Source organism: Pseudoalteromonas sp. 20-MNA-CIBAN-0454 (assembly GCF_040308685.1).
In the GTDB taxonomy this organism is placed as follows: domain Bacteria; phylum Pseudomonadota; class Gammaproteobacteria; order Enterobacterales; family Alteromonadaceae; genus Pseudoalteromonas; species Pseudoalteromonas nigrifaciens.
In genome coordinates this window covers 123,097-146,895 of sequence record NZ_JBEOOB010000001.1, presented here as the reverse complement: position 1 = coordinate 146,895, position 23,799 = coordinate 123,097, and the positions used below count along the sequence as shown (strand labels likewise).

Below are 23,799 nucleotides of genomic sequence, written 5' to 3'. Positions count from 1 at the left end.
TATAAAACCTTCATTAAGAGCAAGAAACCAGCTCATCATTAAACAACTCTTTTAATTAAGTATATTAATATTATTGCCTTAAGGTCTGTAGTAATTATCAACTACCCTAAAATAAGCTTACAGATACCGTTTTAGTAGCAAACACTGAATATAAACATTGTGCTAATAGGGTGGTAATGATTTATATTATTTTTGCATTTTAAAAAATGGATAAGCCATATTTATTGTTTGAATTCTACCTTTATGATTAGTTTTTTATAATGTAATACACAATAGTTATTATGAAGTGGGTTGTAGATTATCTATGGTACAAATGGGTTTTCGTCTATAAAACGCTCAAAAGTTGTTAAAGATAAAATAATAGAAGGTTATTTATATTTTTTTTTTAGTCTCTAAATAGTTAACGTCAAATGTTATAATAATGTTTATTTTTAAGTTGTTAATTATGAATGTTGTTATTACAAAAGGGTTTCATGAAAGTATTTGCGGTAAAGTGGTTGCAATAATGTTAATATTATCGGGTTGGTATATTAAATAACTAGTTCATATGCATATTTATTTATAGGTAATGCTAAACATCAAGTTGACATGACTTACTGCATTTAGCATTATTGAAAGGTTGATATCTATTAAAAGATATCAGGGTTGTCTTCCTCTTGTAGGTTGATAATTAAATTATAAAAGTAACATTACTTAATTGGTTGGGAACTATGTCTGTTAAAATCAGAAAGAGTCTTGTAGCAACTGCGTTGGTTGGCGCATTTGCATTTGCAAGCAGCAATGTGATTGCAGATCCTTTGAATGACGTGCAACAAGCAGGTCAGCAAATTCAAAAGGCTGCAGTTAAGTCTCAAACTAAAATTGACAATGTATATGGTCAAACTCAAGAGCTAATAGCTGAGTACCGTAGCATCGTTGATGAGACTGAACTTATGAAAGTGTACAACGATCACGTAGCACGTTTGGTTGATGACCAAAACGCGTCTATTGAATCGTTTGACCGTCAAATAGCAACTATTGATAACACTAAACAAAACGTTGTGCCTCTGATGTATCGCATGATCGATACGCTTGAGCAATTCATCAAAGCGGACGTTCCATTTAATCTTGAAACGCGCTTAGGTCGTGTTGAAAGATTACGTGAAATCATGTCTTCTTCTTCTGTAACAACGTCTGAGAAATTCCGTCAAGTACTTGAAGCTTACACAGTAGAAACATCATACAGCTCAGCTGTAAATGCTTCACAAGGTACGCTTGATGTTGATGGCCGTAGCATTAACGTTGATATCGGTCGTTTAGGTCGTATTACTTATGTTGCGCAGTCTTTTGACTTAAAACATGCTTGGGTTTGGGATAACAACACTAAACAGTGGAAAGAATTAGGTGAAGAATACCTAAAACCTGTTAAAGAAGTGATCCGTATGGCACGTAAGCAAGCGACACTAGAACTTGTTAAACTACCAATTTTTGGCGCGGAGTAATCAATAATGAAGAAACTATTTAAAGGTTTTGCTGTTGCAGCAGTACTAACTGTTTCTGCAGGTACCGCGCTTAATGCACACGCAAATACGAATGCATTAGATAAAATTCTTGAGCAAGTAAAGCAAGAGCGTATCTCTGAAGGTAAAATCAATAAGCAACGTGAGCAAGAGTTCTTATCAGAACGTGCTGACAAGCAATCATTACTTAATAAAGCGAAAAGCCAATTAGTTGCTGAAAAGTCACGTGGCGATCGTTTAACTAAAGAGTATGCACAAAACGAAAACACGCTAGCTGAGAAAGAGCAAGCACTACAAAATGCTCAAGGTACACTTGGTGAAATGTTTGGTGTTGTACGTCGTGCAGCTCAAGATGCTATCGGTTCTATCGAAGCGTCATTAGTAAGTGCTGAAAAGCCAGGTCGTGCTGAAGTATTACGTTCATTAGCTGCGGCTAAAGAGCTTCCTACAGTTCGTGAGTTAGAAGAGCTTTGGATTTCACTTCAAACTGAAATGACAGAGTCTGCTAAAGTTTCTACTTTTGAAACTGAAGTTGCTGGTCTTGACGGTAACCCGTCAATGAAAAAAGTAACACGTATTGGTAACTTTAACTTAGTTACAGATGACGGTTACTTAATTTATTCACCAGAAACAAAGTCGATTCAACCACTTGGTAAGCAGCCTGATAGCTACATTTTAGACGGTATTGCAGACCTTGAAAAAACATCACCTGACAACTATGCTGGTGTATATGTGGATCCAACACGTGGCGCGATTTTGCGTATTAACACTCAAAAAGCAACACTTATGGAATACTTCCATCAAGGTGGCGTAGTAGGTTACATAATTACTGCGTTGTTAGCTTTAGGTATGTTAATTACTCTAATTCGTTTTGTTGACCTTACGCTTACTACAAGCAAAATTAAGAGCCAACTTAAAAATGTTGCTACACCGAATACAAATAACCCATTGGGTCGTATTCTTAAAGTGTACCATGACAACAAGAATCAAGATGTTGAAAACCTTGAGCTTAAACTTGATGAAGCGATTCTTCGTGAAACGCCACGCATCGAAGCTGGTATCAACATTATCAAGATCCTTGCTGCAATCGCACCATTACTTGGTCTACTAGGTACAGTAATCGGTATGATATTAACGTTCCAAACAATCACATTGTTCGGTACGGGCGATCCGAAGATCATGGCTGGTAATATCTCTCTAGCACTTGTAACTACAGCGCTAGGTCTAATTGCTGCACTACCACTAATTCTACTTCACGCACTTGTAGCTGGTCGTAGTAAGTCGGTATTACACATCCTAGATGAGCAAAGCGCAGGTATCGTTGCGACTCACGCGGAGAAGGAGAAAGCCTAATGCTAGTCCTGATGGAGATATGGGAATCTATCAGGGATTTTGTTGGCACAGGCGGCCAGGTTTTATACGTGGTCGCGATAGCACTCTTTCTGATGTGGGTTTTAATGATTGAGCGCTATTGGTTCTTACTTGCAGAGTTTCCGCGTTTATCGCAAGAAATTATTGCAAAGTGGGATGCCCGCCAAGACACTACGTCTTGGTACGCACACAGAATCCGTGAAGCATGGATTTCTGAAGCGTCTGAAAAATTAGATCAGCGTATGTTGTTGATTAAAACATTAGTAGCTGTTTGTCCTTTAATAGGTTTGTTAGGTACTGTTACGGGTATGATTTCGGTTTTCGAAACCATGGCTAGTCAAGGTACTGGTAATGCACGATTAATGGCCTCAGGTATTTCAATGGCAACAATCCCAACAATGGCTGGAATGGTTGCGGCACTATCTGGAGTGTTTTTTAGCTCACGTCTTGAGACAAAAGCTAAAATGGTGAAAGCCAAACTTGTAGATAACATGCCTCATCACTAGAGAGAGAATTAAATATGGCACGTAAACAACGTTTTCGTGAAGAAGAAGAAGCAGCGGTCGATATGACGCCGATGCTTGACATCGTATTTATCATGCTTATTTTCTTTATCGTAACTACATCGTTCGTTAAAGAGGCTGGTATCGAGGTCAATAAACCAAAAGCTGCCCAAGCTACTAAGCAAAAAAATGCTAACATTTTTATTGCTATACGTAGTAACGGCGAAATCTGGGTTGATAAACAACAAATTGATGTTGAACGTATTTCAGCAAAAATTGAAAGTTTATTAGCAGAGCAACCTACCGAAGTTGTGATTATACAAGCTGATAAAGAAGCTAAGCACGGCACGGTAGTTAAAGTGATGGACCAGATTAAAGCGACGGGTGATAACCTAAGAATTTCAATCGCTGGAGATCAGTAATGATTCGTTTTCTGTTTTCACTGATTGCAGGTGGGGCAGTTACTTTCGGCTTGTTCTACTTCATGGCATTCCTCATCTCTGGTGGGGCTGACCGTAATACTGAACAAAAAGAGCAGATCATAGTCGAAATAATGACGAATCCGCCTGAATCTAAGGTGCAGGAAAGAAGGCGTGTTCCGCCTCCTCCTCCTCCACCGCCTAAGCAGCCGCCTAAACCGCAGCCGCCACAGCCGGAAAATAACAACCCTAATCCTGGTGGATTGTCATTTAATATGCCAAGCATCGATGTGGGAAGCACGGCAGGTGGACTAAGTGGTCCGGGTGCATTTGGACGAGATGGTGATGCGACACCTATCGTTCGAATTGAACCAAAATATCCAACGCAAGCAGCACGTGATGGTAGAGAAGGTTGGGTTCAACTTTCGTTCACTATCGATGAGTTAGGTGGCGTGGTTGACGTTGATGTAATTGACGCTGACCCGAAACGTGTCTTTGACCGTGAAGCTAAACGTGCATTGCGCAAGTGGAAGTACCGTCCTAAAATTATTGACGGTAAACCACAAAGACAAGTTGGTTTACAAGTTCAATTAGACTTTAAACTTAACCAAGGCAACTAAGGAGGCGAGTAATGAGAAATTTATCTAAAGTAACTGCTCTTGCAATTCTTATGTCTGTGTCGGGTGCAGCTTTGACTGCACCTGTTTTAGCGGCGCCAAATTACGCAAAAATTGAAGAGCGTAAAAAAGCAAAAACTAAAATCATGGGCGAGCGTACTGGTAAAAAGGTAATTAAAGCGTTTGACTTGTATAATGAAGATGATGTTGATGGTGCACTTGCTTTACTTAAAGAGTTAGATCCGTCTAACGATTTTGACAAAGCAACTGTAAATCGTTACTTAGGTAGTATGTATGCTCAAAAAGAGCAATACAAAACAGCCATTAAGTATATGAAAGCAGCGATTGCACCAGATGTATTAAACTTTGCCGATCAAGCACAGGGTTTAAAAACCTTAGGTGATATGTATGCAGGTACTGAGCAATATAGTGCTGCAAAAAAAGCCTACGCTGATTGGATGGACTTTACAGGTGAAGAAGATCCGAAAGTTTATACTCGTATTGCGCAAGCAAGTTACGAACTTAAACAGTTTAAGGATGTTATAGAACCTGCAGATAAAGCGATTAAGCTTGAAAAAGAGCCAACAAAAGCTCCTTATCAACTTAAGCTAGCTTCATATTTTGAACAAAAGCAGTATCAAAATATGGTTCAAGTTGCAGAAGAAATCGTTCGTGTATGGCCAGATGATAAAAAATCTTGGGTAGGCTTAGGTAAGTATTACTTACAAACTGAAGACTACAAAAAAGGCCTAGCAACTATGGAAGTTGCATACAAAAACGGTTACTTTGAGAACGAAGTTGAATACAAAGTACTAGCTAACTTTTATTCTTTAAACGAAATACCTTATAAAGCAGCATTAACGCTTGAAAAAGGTGTTAAAGAAGAAAAAGTACAACGCACTAAGCAAAATATCAGTGCAATTGCTAGTAACTACCATCGTTCAAAAGATATTGAAAAAGCCGCTAAGTATTACGAAGAAGCTGCAAAATTTGATAACGATGCTGAGCTTTATCGCAAAGCCGGTTCGTTACTTTTACAATCTGAAAACTTTAGCGCTGCAGTTGTTCGTTTGAACAAAGCACTAGAGTTAGGCTCTGATAAAAAGGGCACTATTTATTCAGATTTAGCTGAAGCGTACTACTACCAAGCTAAGTATAAGCAAGCACATGCTGCAATTACTAAAGCTATGGATGACCCTCGCACGCGTAAGTTTGCAAAAGGTTGGGCTACATATATTAAAGATAAAGCCGCTCGCAACGGTGTTAAAATTTAATTTTTAATGTATATTAGCAATTTTTAAAAAGCCCCATTGGGGCTTTTTTTATTGGGATGAACATGAACAAAACGCTTATTTTTTCATTTTTACTTTGTCTATTTTTGGCCTCTTGCTCTAAGCAACCACAGCAGTACACATCGTTTGATGAAGCGCAGCACGCATTAAAATCGCTTAACTTAGCTTTATATCAGCCAAAAAATAGTAAACACACAGGGCTGCGTAGTGAGCAATTGCCTTTTACAGATGCGTATTTAAAAAAACGCCACGCTATTTATCAAAGCTTAATGCAAATGCAACTAACCAAGCAGCAAACTGAGCAGGTTAACTATCTTGTTATTGCAGAGCGTTTTCCTGAACGTTACTTTGCCTGGCCAGCACATACAAATGTTTTAGTTAATTTACTTAACTTAGCAAGTTCAGAGAGTGACTATCAAAATATAAGTAATTGGCTTGAATTTGTGCAGCGACAACTAGAAAGTGCGCAATTAAGCAATTTAAAGTTGAATAAAATTGAACACAATTTAATAAAAAATTATGTGCTTAGTGCACTAAGCGATAAAAACATACCCAATAGCTTATTAGCTCAACTTAATATTTTAAAAGATTATTTAGTGCAATATAGCCCCAGAGGAAGTGTCGGGCTATATGGTTTAGCTAATGGCAGTGAGTGGTATCAAAGTAAGCTAAACTATTTTAGTGGTACAGTGCACTCTCCGCTAGAGTGGCTTACTATTATAAATGAGCAGTTAAAAGAGGAAAGTACACAACCAGCCAATCAGGAGGTTAGCCAAATTTATCCACAGTCATTTTTGGTGCAATTTACTAATGGGGATAAAGAGGTACCAGGTTTAGATTGGTTGTCGGGGTTTAGAAACTTACCCGCTATAGCTGAAAACAAATCACTTTTAGCGCAGCAAAAAACGCTAATGTTAGCAATGATGGAAACTGATGTTGGATTGCATATTCATGCGTGGACCTTGCCACAGGCAAAGGTTAACTTAATAAAGCGTTTAAACATTAGCGAAATAGATGCAACAAGATTAGTTAAAAATATAGTGCTTTACCCTGGGCAGGCATTTAGCTTTGCTCAGCAATTACTTTAACTGCTCCAGCGACTTAACGTTGCTCAATGTGCGCTTTATTTAGCGCACTGTTCACAACGTTGTGTAGCTGGATCTAATTCGAGTAATGCTGTGGTTATAGGCTCTTCACAATCACAGCAATAACCGTACTGACCTATCTCAATTTGACTCACAGCAGCCTCTAAAGTGGTCATTCGTTGAATATATTCACCGTATTCGGGACCTAGTTTTTGCGCCGCCAAATCGAGCCACTCTGCATTGACTGTTTGCGTTAATAAAGATAATAAATGCTGATGAGATAGATGCGCTGATTGAGAAAGTAAGTTTAATATAGTTAATTTTACTTCCTCTATTTCATTAATTAACCTTTGCTGATGTTGCATCGTGTATAACCCCTTTATAATTAGCATTGAGCAATAGGGGTATTATCTAGGTAGATTTACTTACGCGTTATGATTTGCATCAAACTGTGGCGCTTTGGCATACTTACTTAGTACCTCTGCGACATCTTCTTTGGCCTTTAACCGGCGGATCTCGTCAAATAATGTTATTGCCTGTGGGTACTGACGCTTTAAGTAGCCTAACCACTGCTTAGTACGCGATGCAAAGTACTTTTCATCTTTAGCCGGGTCGTGATGAATAGCAGAATTTATTAAATGATAAAGAATATGCTCCCACTCGAGCCCTACATAATCTTCATTATTTATATTCGCTTTAATCTTTTTTGCTAAATCGGGATGAGATAACGCACCACGACCAAGCATTAAGTCGGTACAACCACTGCGTTTTTGGCACAACATAGCATCAGCTACTTGCCATATTTCGCCATTGGCCACAACCGCAATATCTTTATCTTTAATTAAAGGTGGGATCTTTTCCCAATAAGCAGGTGGGTTATAGCCATCACGTTTAGTGCGAGCATGAATTGCAATACTACTTGCACCAGCGCTGACAACAGCATCTACTATTTCTTGGCTGTTACTGTCATCATCAAAACCAAGACGAATTTTTGCACTCACTTGATGCTTGCTATCAACGGCGTCTCTTACCGCTTTAATTATTTCATACATGTGCTCGGGATCTTTAAGCAGTACAGCTCCGCCTTTACTTTTATTAACAGTTTTTGCAGGGCAGCCAAAATTTAGGTCTATGCCATGGGAGCCCAAACTAATTGCTTTAACTGCATTTTCTGCAAGCGCACCTGCAACTTGACCTAATAACTGAATGCGTACCGGTGTACCAGCACTAGTGAGGCCATTATTGCTAAGTTCAGGACAGTAACGATAAAAAACTTTATCAGGTAAGCAAGCATCAACAACACGCACAAACTCAGTCACACATAAGTCAAAACCACCTATATTGGTAAGAAGTTGGCGCATTTTGAAGTCAACAACACCTTCCATCGGTGCTAAAACAAGTTTCATAGAAAGATTAATTATGGCTAAATAAAGGGATGTGTAGTGTAACCGTTAATCATAAATTGATAAATCCGTAATTACCGCGCATAGTTACTTTAGCCAAAAAGTTTACAATTAATTAAACTAAAATGAAATTTTTTATTTTTATACAGGTCTACTTAAATACATACTCGTATTTTCCAATTCTTTGGTTATACAATCTTATTAAAAAGAGAGTCATATAATGAATACAATCAAAAAAAGTTCAATCGCGTTAACACTAGGTGCAGTTGTTGTTGGCTCTGCAAGCTTTGTATCTGTGGATGTGCAAGCCAATCCTTTTGAGTTTCAACAAATGGTTACCGGCTATCAAATAGATGCTACCGAAGGTAAGTGTGGCGAAGGTAAATGTGGCGGCGAAGCAAAAGCTAAAAAAGAAGGCAAATGTGGCGAAGCTAAATGCGGCGCAGATGCAAAAGCTAAAAAAGAAGGCAAATGTGGCGAAGCTAAATGCGGCGCAGATGCAAAAGCTAAAAAAGAAGGCAAATGTGGCGAAGCTAAAAGTGACGTAGATGCAAAAGCCAAAAAAGAAGGCAAGTGTGGTGAAGGTAAGTGTGGCGGTCATTAAAATTTATTAAAGTAGAATAACTTTACTTCAGGTTAAATACTTTAATACCATATAGAATAAAGGGCCGGTTGGCCCTTTTTGTTGGGAGTGGTTATGACACAAATTATAAATACTGACTTAGGTATGGTTGGTTTAGGCTTACGCAGAGAAATGCTTGACGAGTTACTAATGCATGTACCTAAACAAGTCGATTTTATGGAAGTTGCTCCAGAAAATTGGCTGAAATTAGGTGGGCGTTTTAAAAAACAATTTAAAGCATTAACCAGTGCTAATAGTTTTGCTTGTCATGGCTTATCGCTCTCAATTGGCTCAACTGCGCCAATTGATATTGAATTTGTAAAATCACTTAAAAAGTTTTTTGATGAACATGATGTAAAAATTTACAGCGAGCACTTAAGTTACTGCTCTGGCACTGGGCATATGTACGATTTAATGCCTATTCCGTTTACTTTAGAAGCGATTGCTCATGTAGTGCCGCGTATCAAACAAGTACAAGATATATTAGGGCGCCAAATTGCTATAGAAAATGTGTCTTATTACGCAGCCCCTGGGCAGCAAATGTCAGAGCTGGCGTTTACTAATGCTATTTTAGAGCAAGCTGATTGTAAGCTGTTACTCGATGTGAATAATATTTATGTGAACTCAGTAAACCATGGTTATGACGCCGAAGCCTTTTTAACCGGATTACCTACACAGCGCATTGCTTACGGCCATGTAGCTGGGCATTACAATGAAGCAGATGATCTAATTGTAGATACTCATGGTGCAGATGTAATTGACCCAGTTTGGCAGTTACTCGATAAAGCGTACCAAACTCACGGTGTATTTTCGACGCTGCTCGAGCGAGATTTTAATATACCGACCATTAATGTATTAACCAAAGAGCTAGATATTATTCATAACCTGCAAGCAAAATACCTTGATAAATCATTAATCAAACAGCGAGCTTAATAAGCATGTCTGAACCTAGAGTGCCTGCAAAAGGAGTATTTAGTTATGAGCTTTATTGAAATACAAAACGAATTTATGGCGCATATTCGCAAACCCAGCCAAAATAAAAAGCCGCAAGGGATTGAAGATAGACGCATGGCGATTTACCGCGATTTATTTTTTAATAATATTGTTGGGTTTATTTCATCGGGTTTTCCGGTGTTAAAAACCTTATACAGCGATAAACAATGGCAAATGCTTATTCGCCGATTTTTTAGTGAATATGATTGTCACTCACCGTATTTTTTAGATATAGCAGGGGAGTTCATTAATTATTTATCAAGTAATTATGAGATGCAAAAATATGATCCGCCATTTATGCTCGAGCTTGCCCATTATGAATGGATTGAATTAGATGTAGCTATTACACAGCAGGCTGAAAATGAGCAACTCATAGCGTCTGATCAGGTTGCTTCTGCACGTTTGTACTTATCAAGTACAGCACGTAATTTAAGTTACCAATTTGCGGTGCAAACAATAAGTACGCAGTTTCAGCCGCAACAACCATCAGCACAGCCAAATTATTTTGTTGTATATCGCGATGGCGATGATGAAGTTCAATTTTTAACAACTAATGCTATGACAGCCTTGTTATTATCGATTATAAGTGAGCATGATGGTTTGATACTCGATACTATTTGCGAGCAAGTAACCCGCCATGCTGTGCAGTTTAGCGCTGCACAAATTGCCCAAGGCGCACTTGTTACTTTACGTGCCATGGCTGAGCTTGGGATTATAGTGACAAAAAATCAAGCTTAAGCTCTTTATAGATTATTTTACATCGTTTATTATGACGCCCTTATGTGTCGTGCTTAATAAAAGGTTGTAAAAATGTCAGATGATAAAGAATTTAAAGATCCGTTCAATGCAGCGTACTTTTTTGGCTTCGTAGCTATATTTGTAGGTATTGGTTGCTTAAATGCAATTGTTGGCTGGTTTGCTGTGTTATCTTAATTATTTATCTCAAGGCTGTTGTTACCAACAGCCTTATTTATAAAACTTCCCCTCGACTGAAACGGTTAAAACACCTTTTATAATAACGTCAAACTCGCAATCAAAGGTCACTTAAGGTTATAATCAGCTGCTTTGTAATATAAACCATTGAGCAGTTAAAATTATGACTCAAGTAACACCAGCAATTATCAAAAACAGCATAACTACTATTGCTGATTACCCTAAAGCGGGCATTATGTTTCGCGATGTAACTACACTAATGGCAAACCCAGATGCATTTAAAGCGACTATCGATGCTTTTATTGCTGCATATAAAGATCAGGGCTTTACCAAAATTATTGGTACTGAATCACGAGGTTTTATTTTTGGTGCACCCTTGTCTTATGCTTTGGGTATTCCATTTATTCCAGTGCGTAAGCCTGGCAAACTGCCGCGTGAAGTTGTTCGTCAAGACTACCTACTTGAATATGGCGAAGACACATTAGAACTGCATGTAGATGCTATCGTTCCAGGTGACAAAGTATTGCTTGTGGATGACTTACTAGCAACCGGTGGTACTATTGAAGCAACCATTAAATTAGTGCAAAAATTAGGTGGCGAAGCCACTGATGCAGCATTTGTTGTTTCATTACCAGAGCTTGGTGGTGAAAAGCGTATCGCAAAAATGGGTATTAAAATCCTAAAATTGGTTGAATTCGAAGGCGAGTAATCGATGAGTTATCAGGTTCTAGCGAGAAAATGGCGTCCACAAACCTTTCATGAATTGGTTGGACAGTCTCATGTTAAACAAGCGCTGGTTAATGCGCTAACGCAAAATAGACTGCACCACGCTTATTTATTCACTGGAACCCGAGGTGTGGGTAAAACCACAATAGCGCGTATTTTTGCTAAAAGCTTAAATTGTGATGAAGGCATTTCGGCAAATCCGTGTGGTCAATGTAGTAGCTGTAAAGATATAGAAGCAGGACGTTACATTGACCTACTCGAAATAGATGCAGCTTCGCGCACTAAAGTAGAAGATACTCGCGAAATACTCGATAACGTACAATACGCGCCTACACGGGGCCGTTATAAAGTATACCTAATCGATGAAGTTCACATGCTTTCTAAGCACAGCTTTAATGCGTTACTAAAAACGTTGGAAGAGCCGCCTGAGCACGTGAAATTTTTACTTGCGACTACCGATCCACAAAAGCTACCTGTCACTATATTATCTCGCTGCTTACAATTTAACTTAAATGCGTTATCGCAAAGTGAAATAAAAACTCAGCTTGAACACGTACTGACGCATGAAAAACTGAACTTTGACGACGATGCTTTGCGTATTATTGCCAAAGCCGCAGACGGTAGTATGCGAGATGCACTTAGCTTAACCGATCAAGCTATAGCGCAAACTAATGGTGATATTAACAACCAAGCTGTACAAACTATGCTTGGTTTAATGGACACCCATTATAGCCAAAGTTTACTAGCCGCGTTACTTGCCCAAGATGGCGCAGCGCTAATGAAAGAAGTAGCTAATGTTGCTAGCAGAAATCCTAATTATGTGGCCTTACTAGATGATTTAATTGCATTAACGCATTTGACACAGTTAAGCCAATTAGTGCCTGAAGCTGCCGCCCTTGATGAAACAAATGCCGATTACATCACGCATGTTGCTCAAAATACAAATCCACAGCAAATTCAAATTTACTATCAGCTACTGTTAAACGGTAAAAAAGATCTACAATGGGCGCCAGAGCCTCGTTTAGGCTTTGAAATGATTATGCTGAGGCTGTTAGCGTTTCAACCAATTGATACACAAAGTCAGCAACCAGTAGCTGTAAATACACAGCCGGTGCAAAGTAATACGACAAAGGCCAGTGCCTTACGTGATATTTTAAATAAAAGTAAACCGCTACCAAGCACAGCTCAAAATAATGATACAACGCAACCACAAATTATTGAGCCAAAACCAGCTGAGGTCGCTAAGCTATCAGAGCCGCAAAACGTAGCGCCCGATCCACTTAATAATAACTCTAGTACAACGCAGCAGGTTTCAACTACGGTACCAGCAGTTGAGCAAGCAGTAGAGCCAACAATTGTGTCGGCTGTGCCAAATGAAGCGGCGAGTGAGCAATTAGTAACTCAGCAACATCAGCATACAAATGACGTTACTGACGAGCAAGCCCAGCGTCAAAGCGAAGATGAAGCCTACTTACAGCAAAGTAATTTAGAGCACTCATTAGCTGCACAGTTTGATGATGTTATTAGTAGTGCGGTTGATCAAGGGTTTAACCCTGCAACAAATACGGCAGCGCAAGCTCAGCAAAGCCAAGCCACCTCAATTAGCGAACAAGAAGCGCGAGCGCAATCTGCTATTGCACGTATTTTAAGAGATAGAAATATATCGGGTGCGGGTAAGCTCTCAAATGCAAAAGAGACGGAGCAGCAAAATACAGCAAATTTAAGCTCTGCTAACACTCGCCCGAGTCGTTTTACAGCTAATAGCAGTAACAGCAATGAGCAAAATGTTACAACAAATAGCGATGCAATTAATCACAGTAGAGCTAACAATAATGCGCAGCAAACACACGCAGATAATCCGCCGCCGTGGCCTAATGATTTCGCAGGTGAGAGCGAAAAAAAGCCACAGCTCCCACTAGCGGGGAGCCAAAACAAGGCAGCAAGCCAAGCTCAGTTTGAGTCAAAGCCTGAGCGAAAAATAGACTTTAAAGCAAAGCACCAAACAATTACCGAAAATTTAGCCCCTGAGTTACTTGAGCAAATTAACCCGCAAAAAGTACCCGAAGTTGTTGTAGCGCAGCCTAGCATTCCAGCGCCTGATGATTTTCAGAGCCCAATAAGCGAAATTCGCTTTGCGCATCAGCAAGACGAGTGGGCATATTTAATTAAACGCATGGGATTAGGCGGGCGTATGCGCCAGTTTGCGTTGCACTCTATTTTTACTAAGCAAGGCAATAATTTGCATATAGATGTTGATGAATCACAAAAACATTTAGATACGCCCATGCTACGCCAAAGACTTGATGCGGCGTTATCCAGTATTTATGAGCACAATGTAACACTGAGTATTAATTTTGCTAAAGGGGTGATTGATTCGCCTTACTTAATTCAGCAAAAAATTGATGCAGGTCGTCATCAGCAAGCAATAGATGTGATCACCTCAGACGATAATATAGTACAATTTCAGCAGCTATTTAGCGCCGAAATTGACGAAAACAGCATTCAGGCATTGTAATTTATTACAACAGCCCTTATTTAGTAACCTAGTTAATGTATTAAAAAAGAAAGAGAGAAAGTTATGTTTAAAGGTGGAATGGGTAACATGATGAAGCAGGCGCAGCAAATGCAAGATCGCATGCAAAAAGCCCAAGACGAAATTGCAACATTAGAAGTTGTAGGCGAAGCCGGTGCCGGTTTAGTTAAAGTAACTATGCTAGGTAATCACAACGTTCGTCGCGTAGAGCTTGATGAGAGCTTAATGCAAGACGACAAAGACATGATTGAAGACTTACTTGCAGCTGCATGTAACGATGCTGTACGCCGTGTAGCAGACGAAACACAAGAGCGTATGGGTAAAGTAACTGGCGGTATGCAATTACCACCAGGTATGAAAATGCCGTTTTAAGCCTATATGCAACTTTCAGCTAGTTTAACTCAGCTTATAGAAGCATTGCGTTGTCAGCCGGGCATTGGCCCTAAGTCAGCGCAACGAATTGCTTTTCACTTGCTAGAGCGCGACCGTAAAGGGGGCACTCAACTTGGCAATGCACTGACAAAAGCTATGACGGCGGTTGGTCATTGTGAGTCATGTCGCACTTTTTGCGAGCAGTCGCAGTGCGATATTTGTTTAAGTACTAAACGCCAAGACAGCGGCATATTATGTGTTGTTGAATCGCCAAGCGACGTACTTGCTATAGAGCAAACGGGTCAATATTTAGGGTTGTACTTTGTATTAATGGGGCATTTATCGCCTATTGATGGTATTGGCCCTAAAGAAATTGGCCTAGATGTTTTAGAGACAAAGCTGGCTCAAAGCGGTATAAGTGAGGTGATTTTAGCAACCAACCCTACGGTTGAAGGCGAAACCACCGCACATTATATTGCCCAGCTTTGTCATAAATACAAAGTAGGTGCCTCGCGTATTGCCCATGGCATACCGGTAGGTGGTGAGCTTGACTTAGTCGACGGGACAACGTTAATGCATGCCTTTAGTGGCAGACGAGCGGTAACACAAGACTGAACTAGCACGGCTATTTGAATAACTAAATCAGCCCACATAACTTATGTTGTGTGGGCTGATTAATTTTCGCTTTAATTAACAGCATTATAACCGCGTAAGACGCTTAGGATAAATTCTGGTTAAGAGATTTACTCATGTATTGAATCATAGTTATATTTAAGTTTATTATCCGGAGCTCAGGTTACATAGGCTGACTAAGCAACCGCTGATATTGGACTATAACTAGAGTGACGAACTATACGTTCAATAACTTTCTCTGTTAATAGCAGTGTATCGGTTAACGCGTAATGGTGACGATTTTTCACTTTGGCAATCTGCAAACCTTTAGCAGCAATCATTGCCTCATTAATCTTAGTAAACCCATCAGATTTATCCTGTATACCGCTTGTACGATATACATCGTAACCAAGTAAACTTGTTCCTGCTGCAATACGATCTGCATTTTTATCGATTACTTAACGAGAAAACCCTGTGATCTTTAGCCGCTGGGTAGTTCACTCCATATCCATATCCATATCCATATCCATATGCGCTGCTCGCATTAGCCGTGGCTGAAACTAACGCCACAACGATTGCTGCACTTAATAAGCTATCGTTTTTATCATTTTATACCTTAAGGCTCTATTAGGAGTGCTCAGTGTTTAATGCTTTATTGGTAGGTGCTATCTGGGATGTCATTCGCTTTTATTAGCTGAAAACCTCGAGTAATTTACTGTTTGAGTAAGAACTATACGCACAATGGCATTACGTTCTCGTGAGTAGAGTGTAACAGGCTATTTTTTATAATATTGATCTTTTTAATAATCACTTATAATTTCAGCTGTGTTTGCAAAAAAATTAGTGTAAACAACACCGATACCGTAAATAGCTTGGCTGGAATAAATTAATATCCGTTTAGCTACACAATAAAGATAACCAATTATTGTGGTTCTTTAGGTTTAACTGATGAGCTAGCTTAGCTAGTCGTCGCGTGCGGAGAAAGTTAAATGACTCGATATGGTTTGTCTTTACTATTACTTTTACTTAGTAGTTGTGTTTTGGCTGAGGTTGCCGTTGAAGGACGTATTAAGTTTCAACACATTGAAAATAATGAGCTCTCCGATACTAATTTATCAACCAACTTCGCTCGACTGCTACTTAAGGCAGATTTGCCACTTAGTAATAATAGCTTATTTTATCTCGAAACGATTGCTGCGTATGATTCCTCTTTTGCACAAGGAAAATATTCATTTGAGCATAATGAATTTGATCTGCATCAAGGCTATCTGAGTGTTACAAGCCCTAATCATGCTATTAAATTAGGTCGACAAGTTTGGTCAGTTGCAGACCAAAGGTTGTTAGGTAAGCGCGAAGGTACCAACGTAAGAAGACGCTTCGATGGCGTGATGTATCAAAATAACGTCCTTAACCAGCTGCAAATTAATGCATACCATGGCTATGCTGTGGCTAGCAAAACAGGCGTGTTTGATGATAAACATTTATCTTCTGAAAGAATAACAGGTGTGTACTTTAGCACAGCTGAATTACTGCTGCACAGCATGTGGTACCGCGATACCACGGCAGAAAATAACGAAAGCAGACACACTATTGAAGCCCAATATCGTAAAAAATTAGGCCGTTTTAATAGCACTTTTCACGTGGCTCATCAAACCGGCATAGTAAAGAGTGAGCATACTAAAGCATGGTTTGCACAGTTTTCTGGGCTGTATTCTTTCGCAAACTTAAAGTTTGGCCCTACTTTAAGTTATGCAACGGGCGGTGAGGCAGGGCATGAAGATGGATATTTTCGATCTTTATATGCAAAAGCGCCGTATTATTCTGAGGCAGGTATATTTTCTACCACAAATATCAAACATATAGGCGCAAAATTGCAAGCTCAACTTACTGATAAATTTGATATTAGTTTGGATATGCGTCGATTATTTAGAGTGAACGAACAGGGCGATATTTTTGGTCCTGGCAGGAGTCTATTTATTGCTAATGAGCAATTAAAAGGCACTAAAATTGCCGATACTTGTAGCTTAACAACACAGTATTTGTATACAAAAAAAATCTCTTTTGAACTGATTACCAGCTATATAAATATGAGTAACAGAGCGAATTTAGAAAAAGATCAAAGCTTTTTTGTTGAAGCGATGCTGCATTTTGCCTATTAAGTCACACTGATTAACCAATTCATGGGTTATTTTACAGCGACAAATGTTACTATCTGCTTTTAATAAATGGCCCTGTATCAATTGTTATCCCTAGCAGAGCAGCTAATCAGCGCTCAGCTTTACCGGTGTAATTTACTCACTTTACTTTGAACCAGACACATGCCGCCTAGGTGGCGCTATGTGTTATTAGGAAGACTATGTCTGAATTTCATCACTTAACCCCCTGCGCTATTGATAACTTTGTTGCGCCGCAGTGTGATCAGAGCGTGCAGATTGTTTATCACGATGAAGACATTTTACTGATCAACAAACCCAGTGGTTTGTTGAGTTTGTCGGGTAAAAATCCGCTCAATTGGGATTCTGTGCATTATCGTTTGGTAAATGGGCAAACAGGTATTACGGCTGCGTACCCTGAGGCTAAGTTACCGCATAGGTTAGACTTAGGTACATCAGGCATTATGATTGTGGGATTAAACGCGGCGGCTTCTAAGCACCTAAATAAACAGTTTCAGGCGCGTACAATTAAAAAGCGCTATGTAGCCATGTTACACGGATGGTTAATTGACGACGAAGGGCAAATTAGTGCGTCGATAGCAAAAGATAAACTGCTTTTTCCGCGGGTTAAAATCTGTGAAACCACAGGTAAAACAGCCGTAAGTGAATATAAAGTGCTGCAGCGCCTAACGCAACCACAGCGAACCTTAGTGCAATTTACACCCATTACAGGGCGTACGCACCAATTGCGTATTCACAGCCAGTTTATAGGGCATCCTATTTTAGGGTGCGATTTATATAACAATGCACAAAGCGAGCATATGGCAGCGCGCTTACAGCTTCATGCAAGTGATTTGTATTTTCAGCACCCGGTAAGCAATGAACAAATTCATATGCAATGCGCTGGTACGTTTTAGTTTTAAGACAATATTGGTTAGGACTTTTTTTATTTTTTCCCTTGAAGTTCTAGCAGCTCCCCCCATATTAAGTGCATAACGCAGACACTTTGCAAATTGGAGATATATAAATGACTGCAGCACAAAAAGAAACATTAGGCTTTCAAACAGAAGTAAAACAATTATTAAACTTAATGATTCATTCTCTTTATTCTAATAAAGAAATATTTTTACGTGAACTTGTGTCAAATGCCTCAGATGCAGCAGACAAGTTACGCTTTTTAGCATTATCACAAGGTGATCTGTACCAAGGCGACGCTGACTTACGTGTGCGTATTAGCGCTGACAAAGAAGCTAACACCATTACTATTTCAGATAATGGTATTGGTATGACCCGCGATGAAGTAATAAGCTCTTTAGGGACGATTGCAAAATCGGGTACTGCTGAATTTTTCAAAAACTTAACTGGCGATCAAAGTAAAGACTCGCAGTTAATTGGTCAGTTTGGTGTTGGTTTTTACTCAGCATTTATCGTGGCAGACTTAGTAACGGTTCGCACCCGTAAAGCTGGCGAAACAACTGCTTACGAGTGGGAGTCTCAAGGCGAAGGCGAGTACACGCTGCAAGAAATTGAAAAAGAAGACCGTGGTACCGACATTATTCTACATCTTCGCGAAGAAGAAAAAGAGTTTGCTGATGAGTGGCGCCTGCGCAGCATAGTGACTAAATACTCGGATCATATTTCGACCCCAGTACAAATGTACAAAGCAGAAGTGCCAGAGTCTGAAGGGGAAGATGGCGAAAAAATCCCAGCAGTACCAGGTGAGTGGGAAAGTATTAACCGTGCTACTGCACTGTGGACTCGTGATAAGTCAGAGCTTTCAGATGACGAATACAAAGAGTTTTATAAGCACGTAAGCCACGATTGGGAAGATCCACTAAGCTGGGCGCATAACAAGGTAGAAGGTAAAACTGAATACACTAGCTTGTTATACATCCCTAAAAAAGCGCCATTCGACTTATGGAATCGTGATCGCCAAAGTGGTTTAAAACTGTACGTACAACGCGTTTTTATTATGGATGACGCTGAACAATTCATGCCAAGTTATTTACGTTTTGTAAAAGGCTTGTTAGATTCAAACGATTTACCACTTAACGTATCTCGCGAAATTCTACAAGACAACAAAGTAACGCAAGCTATTCGTAAAGGGTGTACATCGCGTATTATTAAAATGCTTGAGCGTATGGCTAAAAACAAAGCGGACGATTACCAAGTATTTTGGAATGAATTTGGTCAAGTGATCAAAGAAGGCCCTGCAGAGGATGCAGCTAATAAAGAAGCAATTTGTAAACTATTACGTTTCTCTTCTACGCATACCGATTCAGCAACGCAAGATGTATCGCTTGAGCAATACGTTGAGCGCATGAATGAAGGCCAAGAAAAAATATACTACGTAGTGGCTGATACGTTTACTGCTGCGAAAAACTCTCCGCATTTAGAGATTTTCCGTAAAAAAGGCATTGAAGTATTACTGCTAAGTGACCGTGTAGATGAGTGGATGATGAGCCACTTAACAGAATTTGCTGATAAGCAACTACAATCAATCACCCGTGGTGATTTAGACTTAGGTAAGCTTGACGACGAAGAGACTAAAAAAGCGCAAGAAGAGTCTGAAAAAGAAGTTGCCGGTTTAGTAGAGCGTATTAAAACTGCGTTAGGTGATGAAGTTAAAGAAGTGCGTTTTACGCATCGTTTAACCGACTCTCCAGCATGTGTTGTTAGCGATGACAACGACATGAGCTCACAAATGCAAAAGCTAATGGAATCGGTTGGTCAAGCCGCTCCTGAAGCAAAACCTGTGTTTGAGCTAAACCCAGAGCATCAACTTGTTAAGCATTTAAATGATGAGCAAGACGAAGATAAGTTTGCACAGTGGTCGCATGTATTACTTGACCAAGCGCTACTTGCAGAGCGTGGCACACTTAAAGACCCTACAGGGTTTGTAACTCGCTTAAATAAACTTATGCTTGAATTAAGCAAATAAGTTTAAAAAATTAAAGATTAAGTTAAAAGGGAACCTAAGTTCCCTTTTTTATACGCTATAAGCCCGCTAATGACTTATCAATTAGTATAAGTTGCTTGAGTATCGGCGGCGCTTATGGAAGAATTCAGGCTTCAAAAAACAAACTATTACTAAGGGACAATGATATGCGCATTATTCTTTTGGGCGCGCCGGGTGCAGGTAAAGGCACTCAAGCTCAGTACTTGATGGATAAATACGGTATTCCACAAATTTCGACTGGTGATATGTTACGTGCAGCAATTAAAGAAGGCACTCCACTGGGTCTTGAAGCAAAAAAAGTAATGGATGCAGGCCAGTTAATTTCTGACGATATTATCATTGGTTTAGTAAAAGAGCGTATTACTAAAGCTGATTGCGAAAATGGTTTTTTATTAGACGGTTTCCCGCGCACTATTCCACAAGCTGATGCGATGAAAGAAAATGGCGTAGTGGTTGATCACGTTATTGAATTTGATGTTGCTGATGAAGTGATTGTTGAGCGTATGGGTGGACGTCGTGTTCATCCAGGTTCTGGTCGTGTTTATCACGTTGTTTATAATCCACCAAAAGTGGCAGATAAAGACAACGAAACAGGTGAAGAGCTTATTATTCGTGCAGACGATACTGAAGAAACAGTACGTAAACGCTTAGGTATTTACCATGAGCAAACTATGCCATTGGTTGATTACTACCAAGCAGAAGCTGCTGCGGGTAACACCCAGTATCATAAGCTAGATGGTACACAAGCTGTTGATGCTATTAGCAAACAGTTAGGTGAGCTATTAGGCTAATTTACAGTCCTCTATTAAATAAAAACCGCTAATGTAAAATTTAGCGGTTTTTTTGTGCAGAGTTTAGGTTAATTTAAAGTGCCTTTAGTTTTTCAATCACGCTGGCGTATTCTGGTTCAGTTGCAAGGTTACTCACTAATTGCTTATAAACCACGTTATGGTTTTTATCTAAAATAAGTACAGCGCGTGTTAGTAGCCCCATATCTTTAATTATAAATCCATACTTCTGACCAAAGTCGTGCCATACCGAATCAGAAAGCACAATTACCTTATCTATGTTCTCAGCTTTGCAAAAACGTTTTTGCGCAAAAGGTAAATCGCTACTAATGGTCAACATGGTTATGTTTGGAAATTGTTGTGCTACTTTTTCGTTAAAGTGTTTAGTTTGTAGGCTGCAAATACCGGTATCTAAACTAGGTACTACGCTAATCAAAACGGCTTGGCCTTTATACGCACTCAATGTAACAGGGGTAAAGTTAGCGTCGACCACTTTAAACTCTGGTGCGCTATCGCCTACAGCAACTCCCTTACCTAATAAAGTAACAGGTTTACCTTGTGCGGATACTTTGCCAGCATCAAGCGTGTTTTCGGTATAATCGGCAGCAAAAGCCACAGAACTAAATGCACTTAATGCAAAAATTAACGAGCGAAACATAGGGTATTTCCTTTTAGATTCAGGCTGTAATAGCGTTAAGTGTATTATACTGCGAAGTGCTCACCAAGCAGAAGAAGTAGATGCTTTTATTTATTAATCAAAAATTGTAAACAAGGTATACTTTGATATAACATACATATGTAAAAAATATGTATATAAAAAACAATAATTAAACCTTTATTAATGCAGTTTGATACCTATAACAGGGTCAAAATAGAGAGAGAATATGTCAACATCGGTACTAATATGTGGTGATTCAAAATTAGCTAGACGCCAACTAGCTCGATCTTTACCAGTGGATTGGGATATTAAAATTGAATTTGCGCATGACGGTGTAGATTGTATAAACCAAATAAAAAAAATACAGCCAGAAATTCTTTTTCTTGATTTAAATATGCCGGAAATGGATGGTTATGAAGTACTCATAGCGATACGAGAGCTTGGTCTTAATGTGCTCACTGTGGTGGTTTCTGGCGATATTCAGCCGGCGGCACATGAGCGCGTATTAGAGCTAGGTGCAATTGATTTTATTCAAAAACCTTGCTCCGCAGAAAAGCTAGCCACTATTATTGAACATCATGGCATTAAAGACAAAGCAATGCGAGAGCGCCTTGCGCACTCGTTAGGTGAGCAGGTAGACCCTGATGTACGAGATATATACCAAGAGCTTACTAACGTGGCCATGGGGCAAGCAGGCGACCTACTCGCAAGGTTACTTAATGTATTTGTTAAGCTGCCCATACCTAATGTTAATATTCTAGAAGTAAATGAGCTTGATATGGCGCTGCGCTCAATTGATAACAGCACCTCAACCTCGGGTATCTGCCAAGGCTTTATAGGCGGCGGTGTATCAGGGGAAGCATTACTACTTTTAAATGACTCGAGCTTTAAAGAAATAGCATCGCTAATGAACTACGACGGTGAGCTCAATGAAAAAGTAGAGCTAGAGCTGTTAATGGATATCAGTAATATACTTATTGGCGCTATTTTAACTGGGCTCTCTAAACAACTTGATATGACATTTAGCCAAGGGCATCCCATAGTACTGGGTCAGCATAGAGATGTATCAGAGCTGGTTAAATCTAACAAACCACGTTGGCAACGTACCTTAGCAATCGAGATAAGTTACGGTATTGAAAACCACAATATAAATTGCGATATGATGCTGTTATTTACCGAAGATTCACTAAAAACTTTGAAGTACAAAGTTGCCTACCTATTAGAAGATTAACGATTATGTCAGCTGATTTAAATATGAATGAAATCCATTGGTTAATGGATATGTTTAATACTGTTGATGTGGGCCTAGTGGTGCTCGACAGAGAATATAAAGTGTGTGTGTGGAATGGTTTTATGGAAAATCATTCTGGATTACTGCCAAGCGCAGTTAAACACAAAGACTTATTTGATTTATTTCCCGCAATAGATGAAAAGTGGTTTAGAAGTAAATCTGAATCCGTGTTTGTACTAAAAAACCGCTCGTTTACAATTTGGGAACAGCAACCTTATATCTTTCGTTTTAAAAACTATCGGCCAATTACCGGCAAAGCTGATTATATGTACCAAAATGCCACCTTTATTCCACTAACAAATACCCGTGGTGATGTTGAGCATATATGTATTATTATTTACGATGTAACCGATGTAACCGATGTAGCCGTTAATAAAAAAGAACTCGAACAGTTAAATAAAAAGCTTGAGCAAGTTAGTCAAACCGATAGCTTAACGCAGCTAGCTAACCGAGGGCACTGGGAACATACGTTACGCCAAGAGTTTTTGCGTACTAAACGCAGTGGTGGTTGCAGTACTTTATTAATGTTTGATATTGACCACTTTAAAAAAGTGAACGATGAGTATGGCCACAGTTGTGGTGACGAGGCATTGCGTCATATTGCAAAATTACTAAAAGGCACATTGCGCGAAACAGATATAGCAGGGCGCTACGGTGGTGAAGAATTTGCTATCACCTTACTCGATACTGATAAACAAGGTGCGATGATAATAGCCGAGCGTTTACGTGAACTAATAGCGGCAACCCCGGTGGCTTACAAAGATCAGCTAGTGAGTATGACGGTTAGTATTGGCATTGCCTCTTATAGTAATGAATTTAAAAACCATGAACGCTGGATTGAGGCTGCCGATAAAGCACTTTATAATTCAAAACACAATGGTAGGAATAGTATTACTATGTTTGACGATATAAAAAATGACGCCTAAGCGTCATTTTTTATATTGGTTAGTTAACGCGAGTGTGCAGCGTT

General features: G+C 39.4%; 24 protein-coding genes. 21 read left to right on the top strand and 3 right to left on the bottom strand.

Features of this window, described 5'->3' with window-relative positions; translation table 11 throughout:
* The first annotated feature begins 710 nt into the window (after positions 1–710).
* The 7 genes from AAEZ22_RS00715 (at position 711) to AAEZ22_RS00685 (ending at position 6,789) form a co-directional block, all read left to right on the top strand.
* A complete protein-coding gene (locus AAEZ22_RS00715; RefSeq protein WP_011327871.1) occupies positions 711–1,481 on the top strand; it encodes a DUF3450 domain-containing protein in 771 nt (256 codons plus the stop codon).
* Positions 1,482–1,487: 6 nt separating this feature from the next.
* Complete coding sequence (locus tag AAEZ22_RS00710; protein WP_011327872.1) at positions 1,488–2,852, top strand: MotA/TolQ/ExbB proton channel family protein; 1,365 nt, start codon at positions 1,488–1,490, stop codon at positions 2,850–2,852.
* Positions 2,852–3,376, top strand: a complete 525-nt coding sequence (locus AAEZ22_RS00705) for a MotA/TolQ/ExbB proton channel family protein (protein WP_011327873.1) — start codon at positions 2,852–2,854, stop codon at positions 3,374–3,376. The genes AAEZ22_RS00710 and AAEZ22_RS00705 overlap by 1 nt, the downstream gene beginning before the upstream one ends.
* Positions 3,377–3,390: 14 nt before the next feature.
* Complete coding sequence (locus AAEZ22_RS00700; protein WP_007583867.1) at positions 3,391–3,795, top strand: ExbD/TolR family protein; 405 nt, start codon at positions 3,391–3,393, stop codon at positions 3,793–3,795.
* Positions 3,795–4,412 (top strand): energy transducer TonB, encoded by a 618-nt coding sequence (locus AAEZ22_RS00695; protein ID WP_011327875.1) that lies wholly within the window; start codon positions 3,795–3,797, stop codon positions 4,410–4,412. Before AAEZ22_RS00700 ends, AAEZ22_RS00695 begins: the two co-directional genes overlap by 1 nt.
* Positions 4,413–4,423: 11 nt before the next feature.
* Positions 4,424–5,683, top strand: coding sequence for a tetratricopeptide repeat protein (locus AAEZ22_RS00690; RefSeq protein ID WP_011327876.1), 1,260 nt, complete (start codon positions 4,424–4,426; stop codon positions 5,681–5,683).
* Between the two features lie 62 nt (positions 5,684–5,745).
* The gene (locus tag AAEZ22_RS00685) at positions 5,746–6,789 is read left to right on the top strand and encodes a hypothetical protein (RefSeq protein ID WP_089368027.1); all 1,044 of its coding nucleotides are present in this window, start codon (positions 5,746–5,748) and stop codon (positions 6,787–6,789) included.
* A gap of 35 nt (positions 6,790–6,824) precedes the next feature.
* Here the strand turns inward: AAEZ22_RS00685 and AAEZ22_RS00680 are convergent, their stop codons facing one another.
* Together AAEZ22_RS00680 and AAEZ22_RS00675 are read right to left on the bottom strand one after the other, a co-directional pair.
* The gene (locus AAEZ22_RS00680) at positions 6,825–7,151 is read right to left on the bottom strand and encodes a conjugal transfer protein TraR (RefSeq protein WP_089368028.1); all 327 of its coding nucleotides are present in this window, start codon (positions 7,149–7,151) and stop codon (positions 6,825–6,827) included.
* A gap of 60 nt (positions 7,152–7,211) precedes the next feature.
* Positions 7,212–8,192 (bottom strand): tRNA-dihydrouridine synthase, encoded by a 981-nt coding sequence (locus tag AAEZ22_RS00675; RefSeq protein ID WP_089368029.1) that lies wholly within the window; start codon positions 8,190–8,192, stop codon positions 7,212–7,214.
* Between the two features lie 217 nt (positions 8,193–8,409).
* Between AAEZ22_RS00675 and AAEZ22_RS00670 the strand changes: the two genes are divergently transcribed.
* From AAEZ22_RS00670 to adk, 12 genes are all read left to right on the top strand, one after another.
* The gene (locus AAEZ22_RS00670) at positions 8,410–8,793 is read left to right on the top strand and encodes an HvfA family oxazolone/thioamide-modified RiPP metallophore (protein ID WP_147207646.1); all 384 of its coding nucleotides are present in this window, start codon (positions 8,410–8,412) and stop codon (positions 8,791–8,793) included.
* A gap of 93 nt (positions 8,794–8,886) precedes the next feature.
* Complete coding sequence (locus AAEZ22_RS00665) at positions 8,887–9,744, top strand: HvfB family MNIO-type RiPP peptide maturase (RefSeq protein WP_011327881.1); 858 nt, start codon at positions 8,887–8,889, stop codon at positions 9,742–9,744.
* A gap of 45 nt (positions 9,745–9,789) precedes the next feature.
* Positions 9,790–10,542: an HvfC family RiPP maturation protein gene (locus AAEZ22_RS00660; RefSeq protein ID WP_011327882.1), complete on the top strand. Its 753-nt coding sequence runs from the start codon at positions 9,790–9,792 to the stop codon at positions 10,540–10,542.
* A gap of 72 nt (positions 10,543–10,614) precedes the next feature.
* Complete coding sequence (locus tag AAEZ22_RS00655) at positions 10,615–10,737, top strand: hypothetical protein (RefSeq protein ID WP_011327883.1); 123 nt, start codon at positions 10,615–10,617, stop codon at positions 10,735–10,737.
* Between the two features lie 163 nt (positions 10,738–10,900).
* On the top strand, positions 10,901–11,446 hold the full coding sequence (apt, locus tag AAEZ22_RS00650) for an adenine phosphoribosyltransferase (protein ID WP_011327884.1): 546 nt from the start codon (positions 10,901–10,903) through the stop codon (positions 11,444–11,446).
* A gap of 3 nt (positions 11,447–11,449) precedes the next feature.
* Positions 11,450–13,978: a DNA polymerase III subunit gamma/tau gene (gene dnaX, locus AAEZ22_RS00645; RefSeq protein WP_182679202.1), complete on the top strand. Its 2,529-nt coding sequence runs from the start codon at positions 11,450–11,452 to the stop codon at positions 13,976–13,978.
* Positions 13,979–14,041: 63 nt separating this feature from the next.
* The gene (locus AAEZ22_RS00640) at positions 14,042–14,368 is read left to right on the top strand and encodes a YbaB/EbfC family nucleoid-associated protein (protein ID WP_011327886.1); all 327 of its coding nucleotides are present in this window, start codon (positions 14,042–14,044) and stop codon (positions 14,366–14,368) included.
* 6 nt (positions 14,369–14,374) lie between these two features.
* Positions 14,375–14,983: a recombination mediator RecR gene (gene recR, locus AAEZ22_RS00635; RefSeq protein ID WP_011327887.1), complete on the top strand. Its 609-nt coding sequence runs from the start codon at positions 14,375–14,377 to the stop codon at positions 14,981–14,983.
* A gap of 986 nt (positions 14,984–15,969) precedes the next feature.
* The gene (locus AAEZ22_RS00630) at positions 15,970–17,139 is read left to right on the top strand and encodes an alginate export family protein (RefSeq protein WP_352295757.1); all 1,170 of its coding nucleotides are present in this window, start codon (positions 15,970–15,972) and stop codon (positions 17,137–17,139) included.
* Between the two features lie 197 nt (positions 17,140–17,336).
* Complete coding sequence (locus AAEZ22_RS00625; protein ID WP_011327890.1) at positions 17,337–18,050, top strand: RluA family pseudouridine synthase; 714 nt, start codon at positions 17,337–17,339, stop codon at positions 18,048–18,050.
* A gap of 110 nt (positions 18,051–18,160) precedes the next feature.
* Positions 18,161–20,074 (top strand): molecular chaperone HtpG, encoded by a 1,914-nt coding sequence (gene htpG, locus AAEZ22_RS00620; RefSeq protein WP_352295754.1) that lies wholly within the window; start codon positions 18,161–18,163, stop codon positions 20,072–20,074.
* Positions 20,075–20,238: 164 nt separating this feature from the next.
* A complete protein-coding gene (gene adk / locus AAEZ22_RS00615; RefSeq protein WP_011327892.1) occupies positions 20,239–20,883 on the top strand; it encodes an adenylate kinase in 645 nt (214 codons plus the stop codon).
* 73 nt (positions 20,884–20,956) lie between these two features.
* Here adk and tpx read toward each other — a convergent pair whose 3' ends face one another.
* Positions 20,957–21,538, bottom strand: a complete 582-nt coding sequence (tpx, locus tag AAEZ22_RS00610) for a thiol peroxidase (protein WP_011327893.1) — start codon at positions 21,536–21,538, stop codon at positions 20,957–20,959.
* 226 nt (positions 21,539–21,764) lie between these two features.
* On the opposite strand from tpx, the gene AAEZ22_RS00605 reads away from it, so the two are divergent.
* Positions 21,765–22,769 carry a response regulator gene (locus tag AAEZ22_RS00605; RefSeq protein ID WP_352295751.1) on the top strand — a complete coding sequence of 335 codons (1,005 nt, stop codon included), beginning with the start codon at positions 21,765–21,767 and terminating at the stop codon, positions 22,767–22,769.
* 5 nt (positions 22,770–22,774) lie between these two features.
* On the top strand, positions 22,775–23,755 hold the full coding sequence (locus tag AAEZ22_RS00600; RefSeq protein WP_352295748.1) for a sensor domain-containing diguanylate cyclase: 981 nt from the start codon (positions 22,775–22,777) through the stop codon (positions 23,753–23,755).
* Positions 23,756–23,799 lie beyond the last annotated feature (44 nt).

Coding starts and splice junctions, on each gene's coding strand:
- AAEZ22_RS00715 (WP_011327871.1), top strand. CDS start 711: ATGTCTGTTAAAATCAGAAAGAGTCTTGTAGCAACTGCGTTGGTTGGC.
- AAEZ22_RS00710 (WP_011327872.1), top strand. CDS start 1,488: ATGAAGAAACTATTTAAAGGTTTTGCTGTTGCAGCAGTACTAACTGTT.
- AAEZ22_RS00705 (WP_011327873.1), top strand. CDS start 2,852: ATGCTAGTCCTGATGGAGATATGGGAATCTATCAGGGATTTTGTTGGC.
- AAEZ22_RS00700 (WP_007583867.1), top strand. CDS start 3,391: ATGGCACGTAAACAACGTTTTCGTGAAGAAGAAGAAGCAGCGGTCGAT.
- AAEZ22_RS00695 (WP_011327875.1), top strand. CDS start 3,795: ATGATTCGTTTTCTGTTTTCACTGATTGCAGGTGGGGCAGTTACTTTC.
- AAEZ22_RS00690 (WP_011327876.1), top strand. CDS start 4,424: ATGAGAAATTTATCTAAAGTAACTGCTCTTGCAATTCTTATGTCTGTG.
- AAEZ22_RS00685 (WP_089368027.1), top strand. CDS start 5,746: ATGAACAAAACGCTTATTTTTTCATTTTTACTTTGTCTATTTTTGGCC.
- AAEZ22_RS00680 (WP_089368028.1), bottom strand. CDS start 7,151: ATGCAACATCAGCAAAGGTTAATTAATGAAATAGAGGAAGTAAAATTA.
- AAEZ22_RS00675 (WP_089368029.1), bottom strand. CDS start 8,192: ATGAAACTTGTTTTAGCACCGATGGAAGGTGTTGTTGACTTCAAAATG.
- AAEZ22_RS00670 (WP_147207646.1), top strand. CDS start 8,410: ATGAATACAATCAAAAAAAGTTCAATCGCGTTAACACTAGGTGCAGTT.
- AAEZ22_RS00665 (WP_011327881.1), top strand. CDS start 8,887: ATGACACAAATTATAAATACTGACTTAGGTATGGTTGGTTTAGGCTTA.
- AAEZ22_RS00660 (WP_011327882.1), top strand. CDS start 9,790: ATGAGCTTTATTGAAATACAAAACGAATTTATGGCGCATATTCGCAAA.
- AAEZ22_RS00655 (WP_011327883.1), top strand. CDS start 10,615: ATGTCAGATGATAAAGAATTTAAAGATCCGTTCAATGCAGCGTACTTT.
- apt (WP_011327884.1), top strand. CDS start 10,901: ATGACTCAAGTAACACCAGCAATTATCAAAAACAGCATAACTACTATT.
- dnaX (WP_182679202.1), top strand. CDS start 11,450: ATGAGTTATCAGGTTCTAGCGAGAAAATGGCGTCCACAAACCTTTCAT.
- AAEZ22_RS00640 (WP_011327886.1), top strand. CDS start 14,042: ATGTTTAAAGGTGGAATGGGTAACATGATGAAGCAGGCGCAGCAAATG.
- recR (WP_011327887.1), top strand. CDS start 14,375: ATGCAACTTTCAGCTAGTTTAACTCAGCTTATAGAAGCATTGCGTTGT.
- AAEZ22_RS00630 (WP_352295757.1), top strand. CDS start 15,970: ATGACTCGATATGGTTTGTCTTTACTATTACTTTTACTTAGTAGTTGT.
- AAEZ22_RS00625 (WP_011327890.1), top strand. CDS start 17,337: ATGTCTGAATTTCATCACTTAACCCCCTGCGCTATTGATAACTTTGTT.
- htpG (WP_352295754.1), top strand. CDS start 18,161: ATGACTGCAGCACAAAAAGAAACATTAGGCTTTCAAACAGAAGTAAAA.
- adk (WP_011327892.1), top strand. CDS start 20,239: ATGCGCATTATTCTTTTGGGCGCGCCGGGTGCAGGTAAAGGCACTCAA.
- tpx (WP_011327893.1), bottom strand. CDS start 21,538: ATGTTTCGCTCGTTAATTTTTGCATTAAGTGCATTTAGTTCTGTGGCT.
- AAEZ22_RS00605 (WP_352295751.1), top strand. CDS start 21,765: ATGTCAACATCGGTACTAATATGTGGTGATTCAAAATTAGCTAGACGC.
- AAEZ22_RS00600 (WP_352295748.1), top strand. CDS start 22,775: ATGTCAGCTGATTTAAATATGAATGAAATCCATTGGTTAATGGATATG.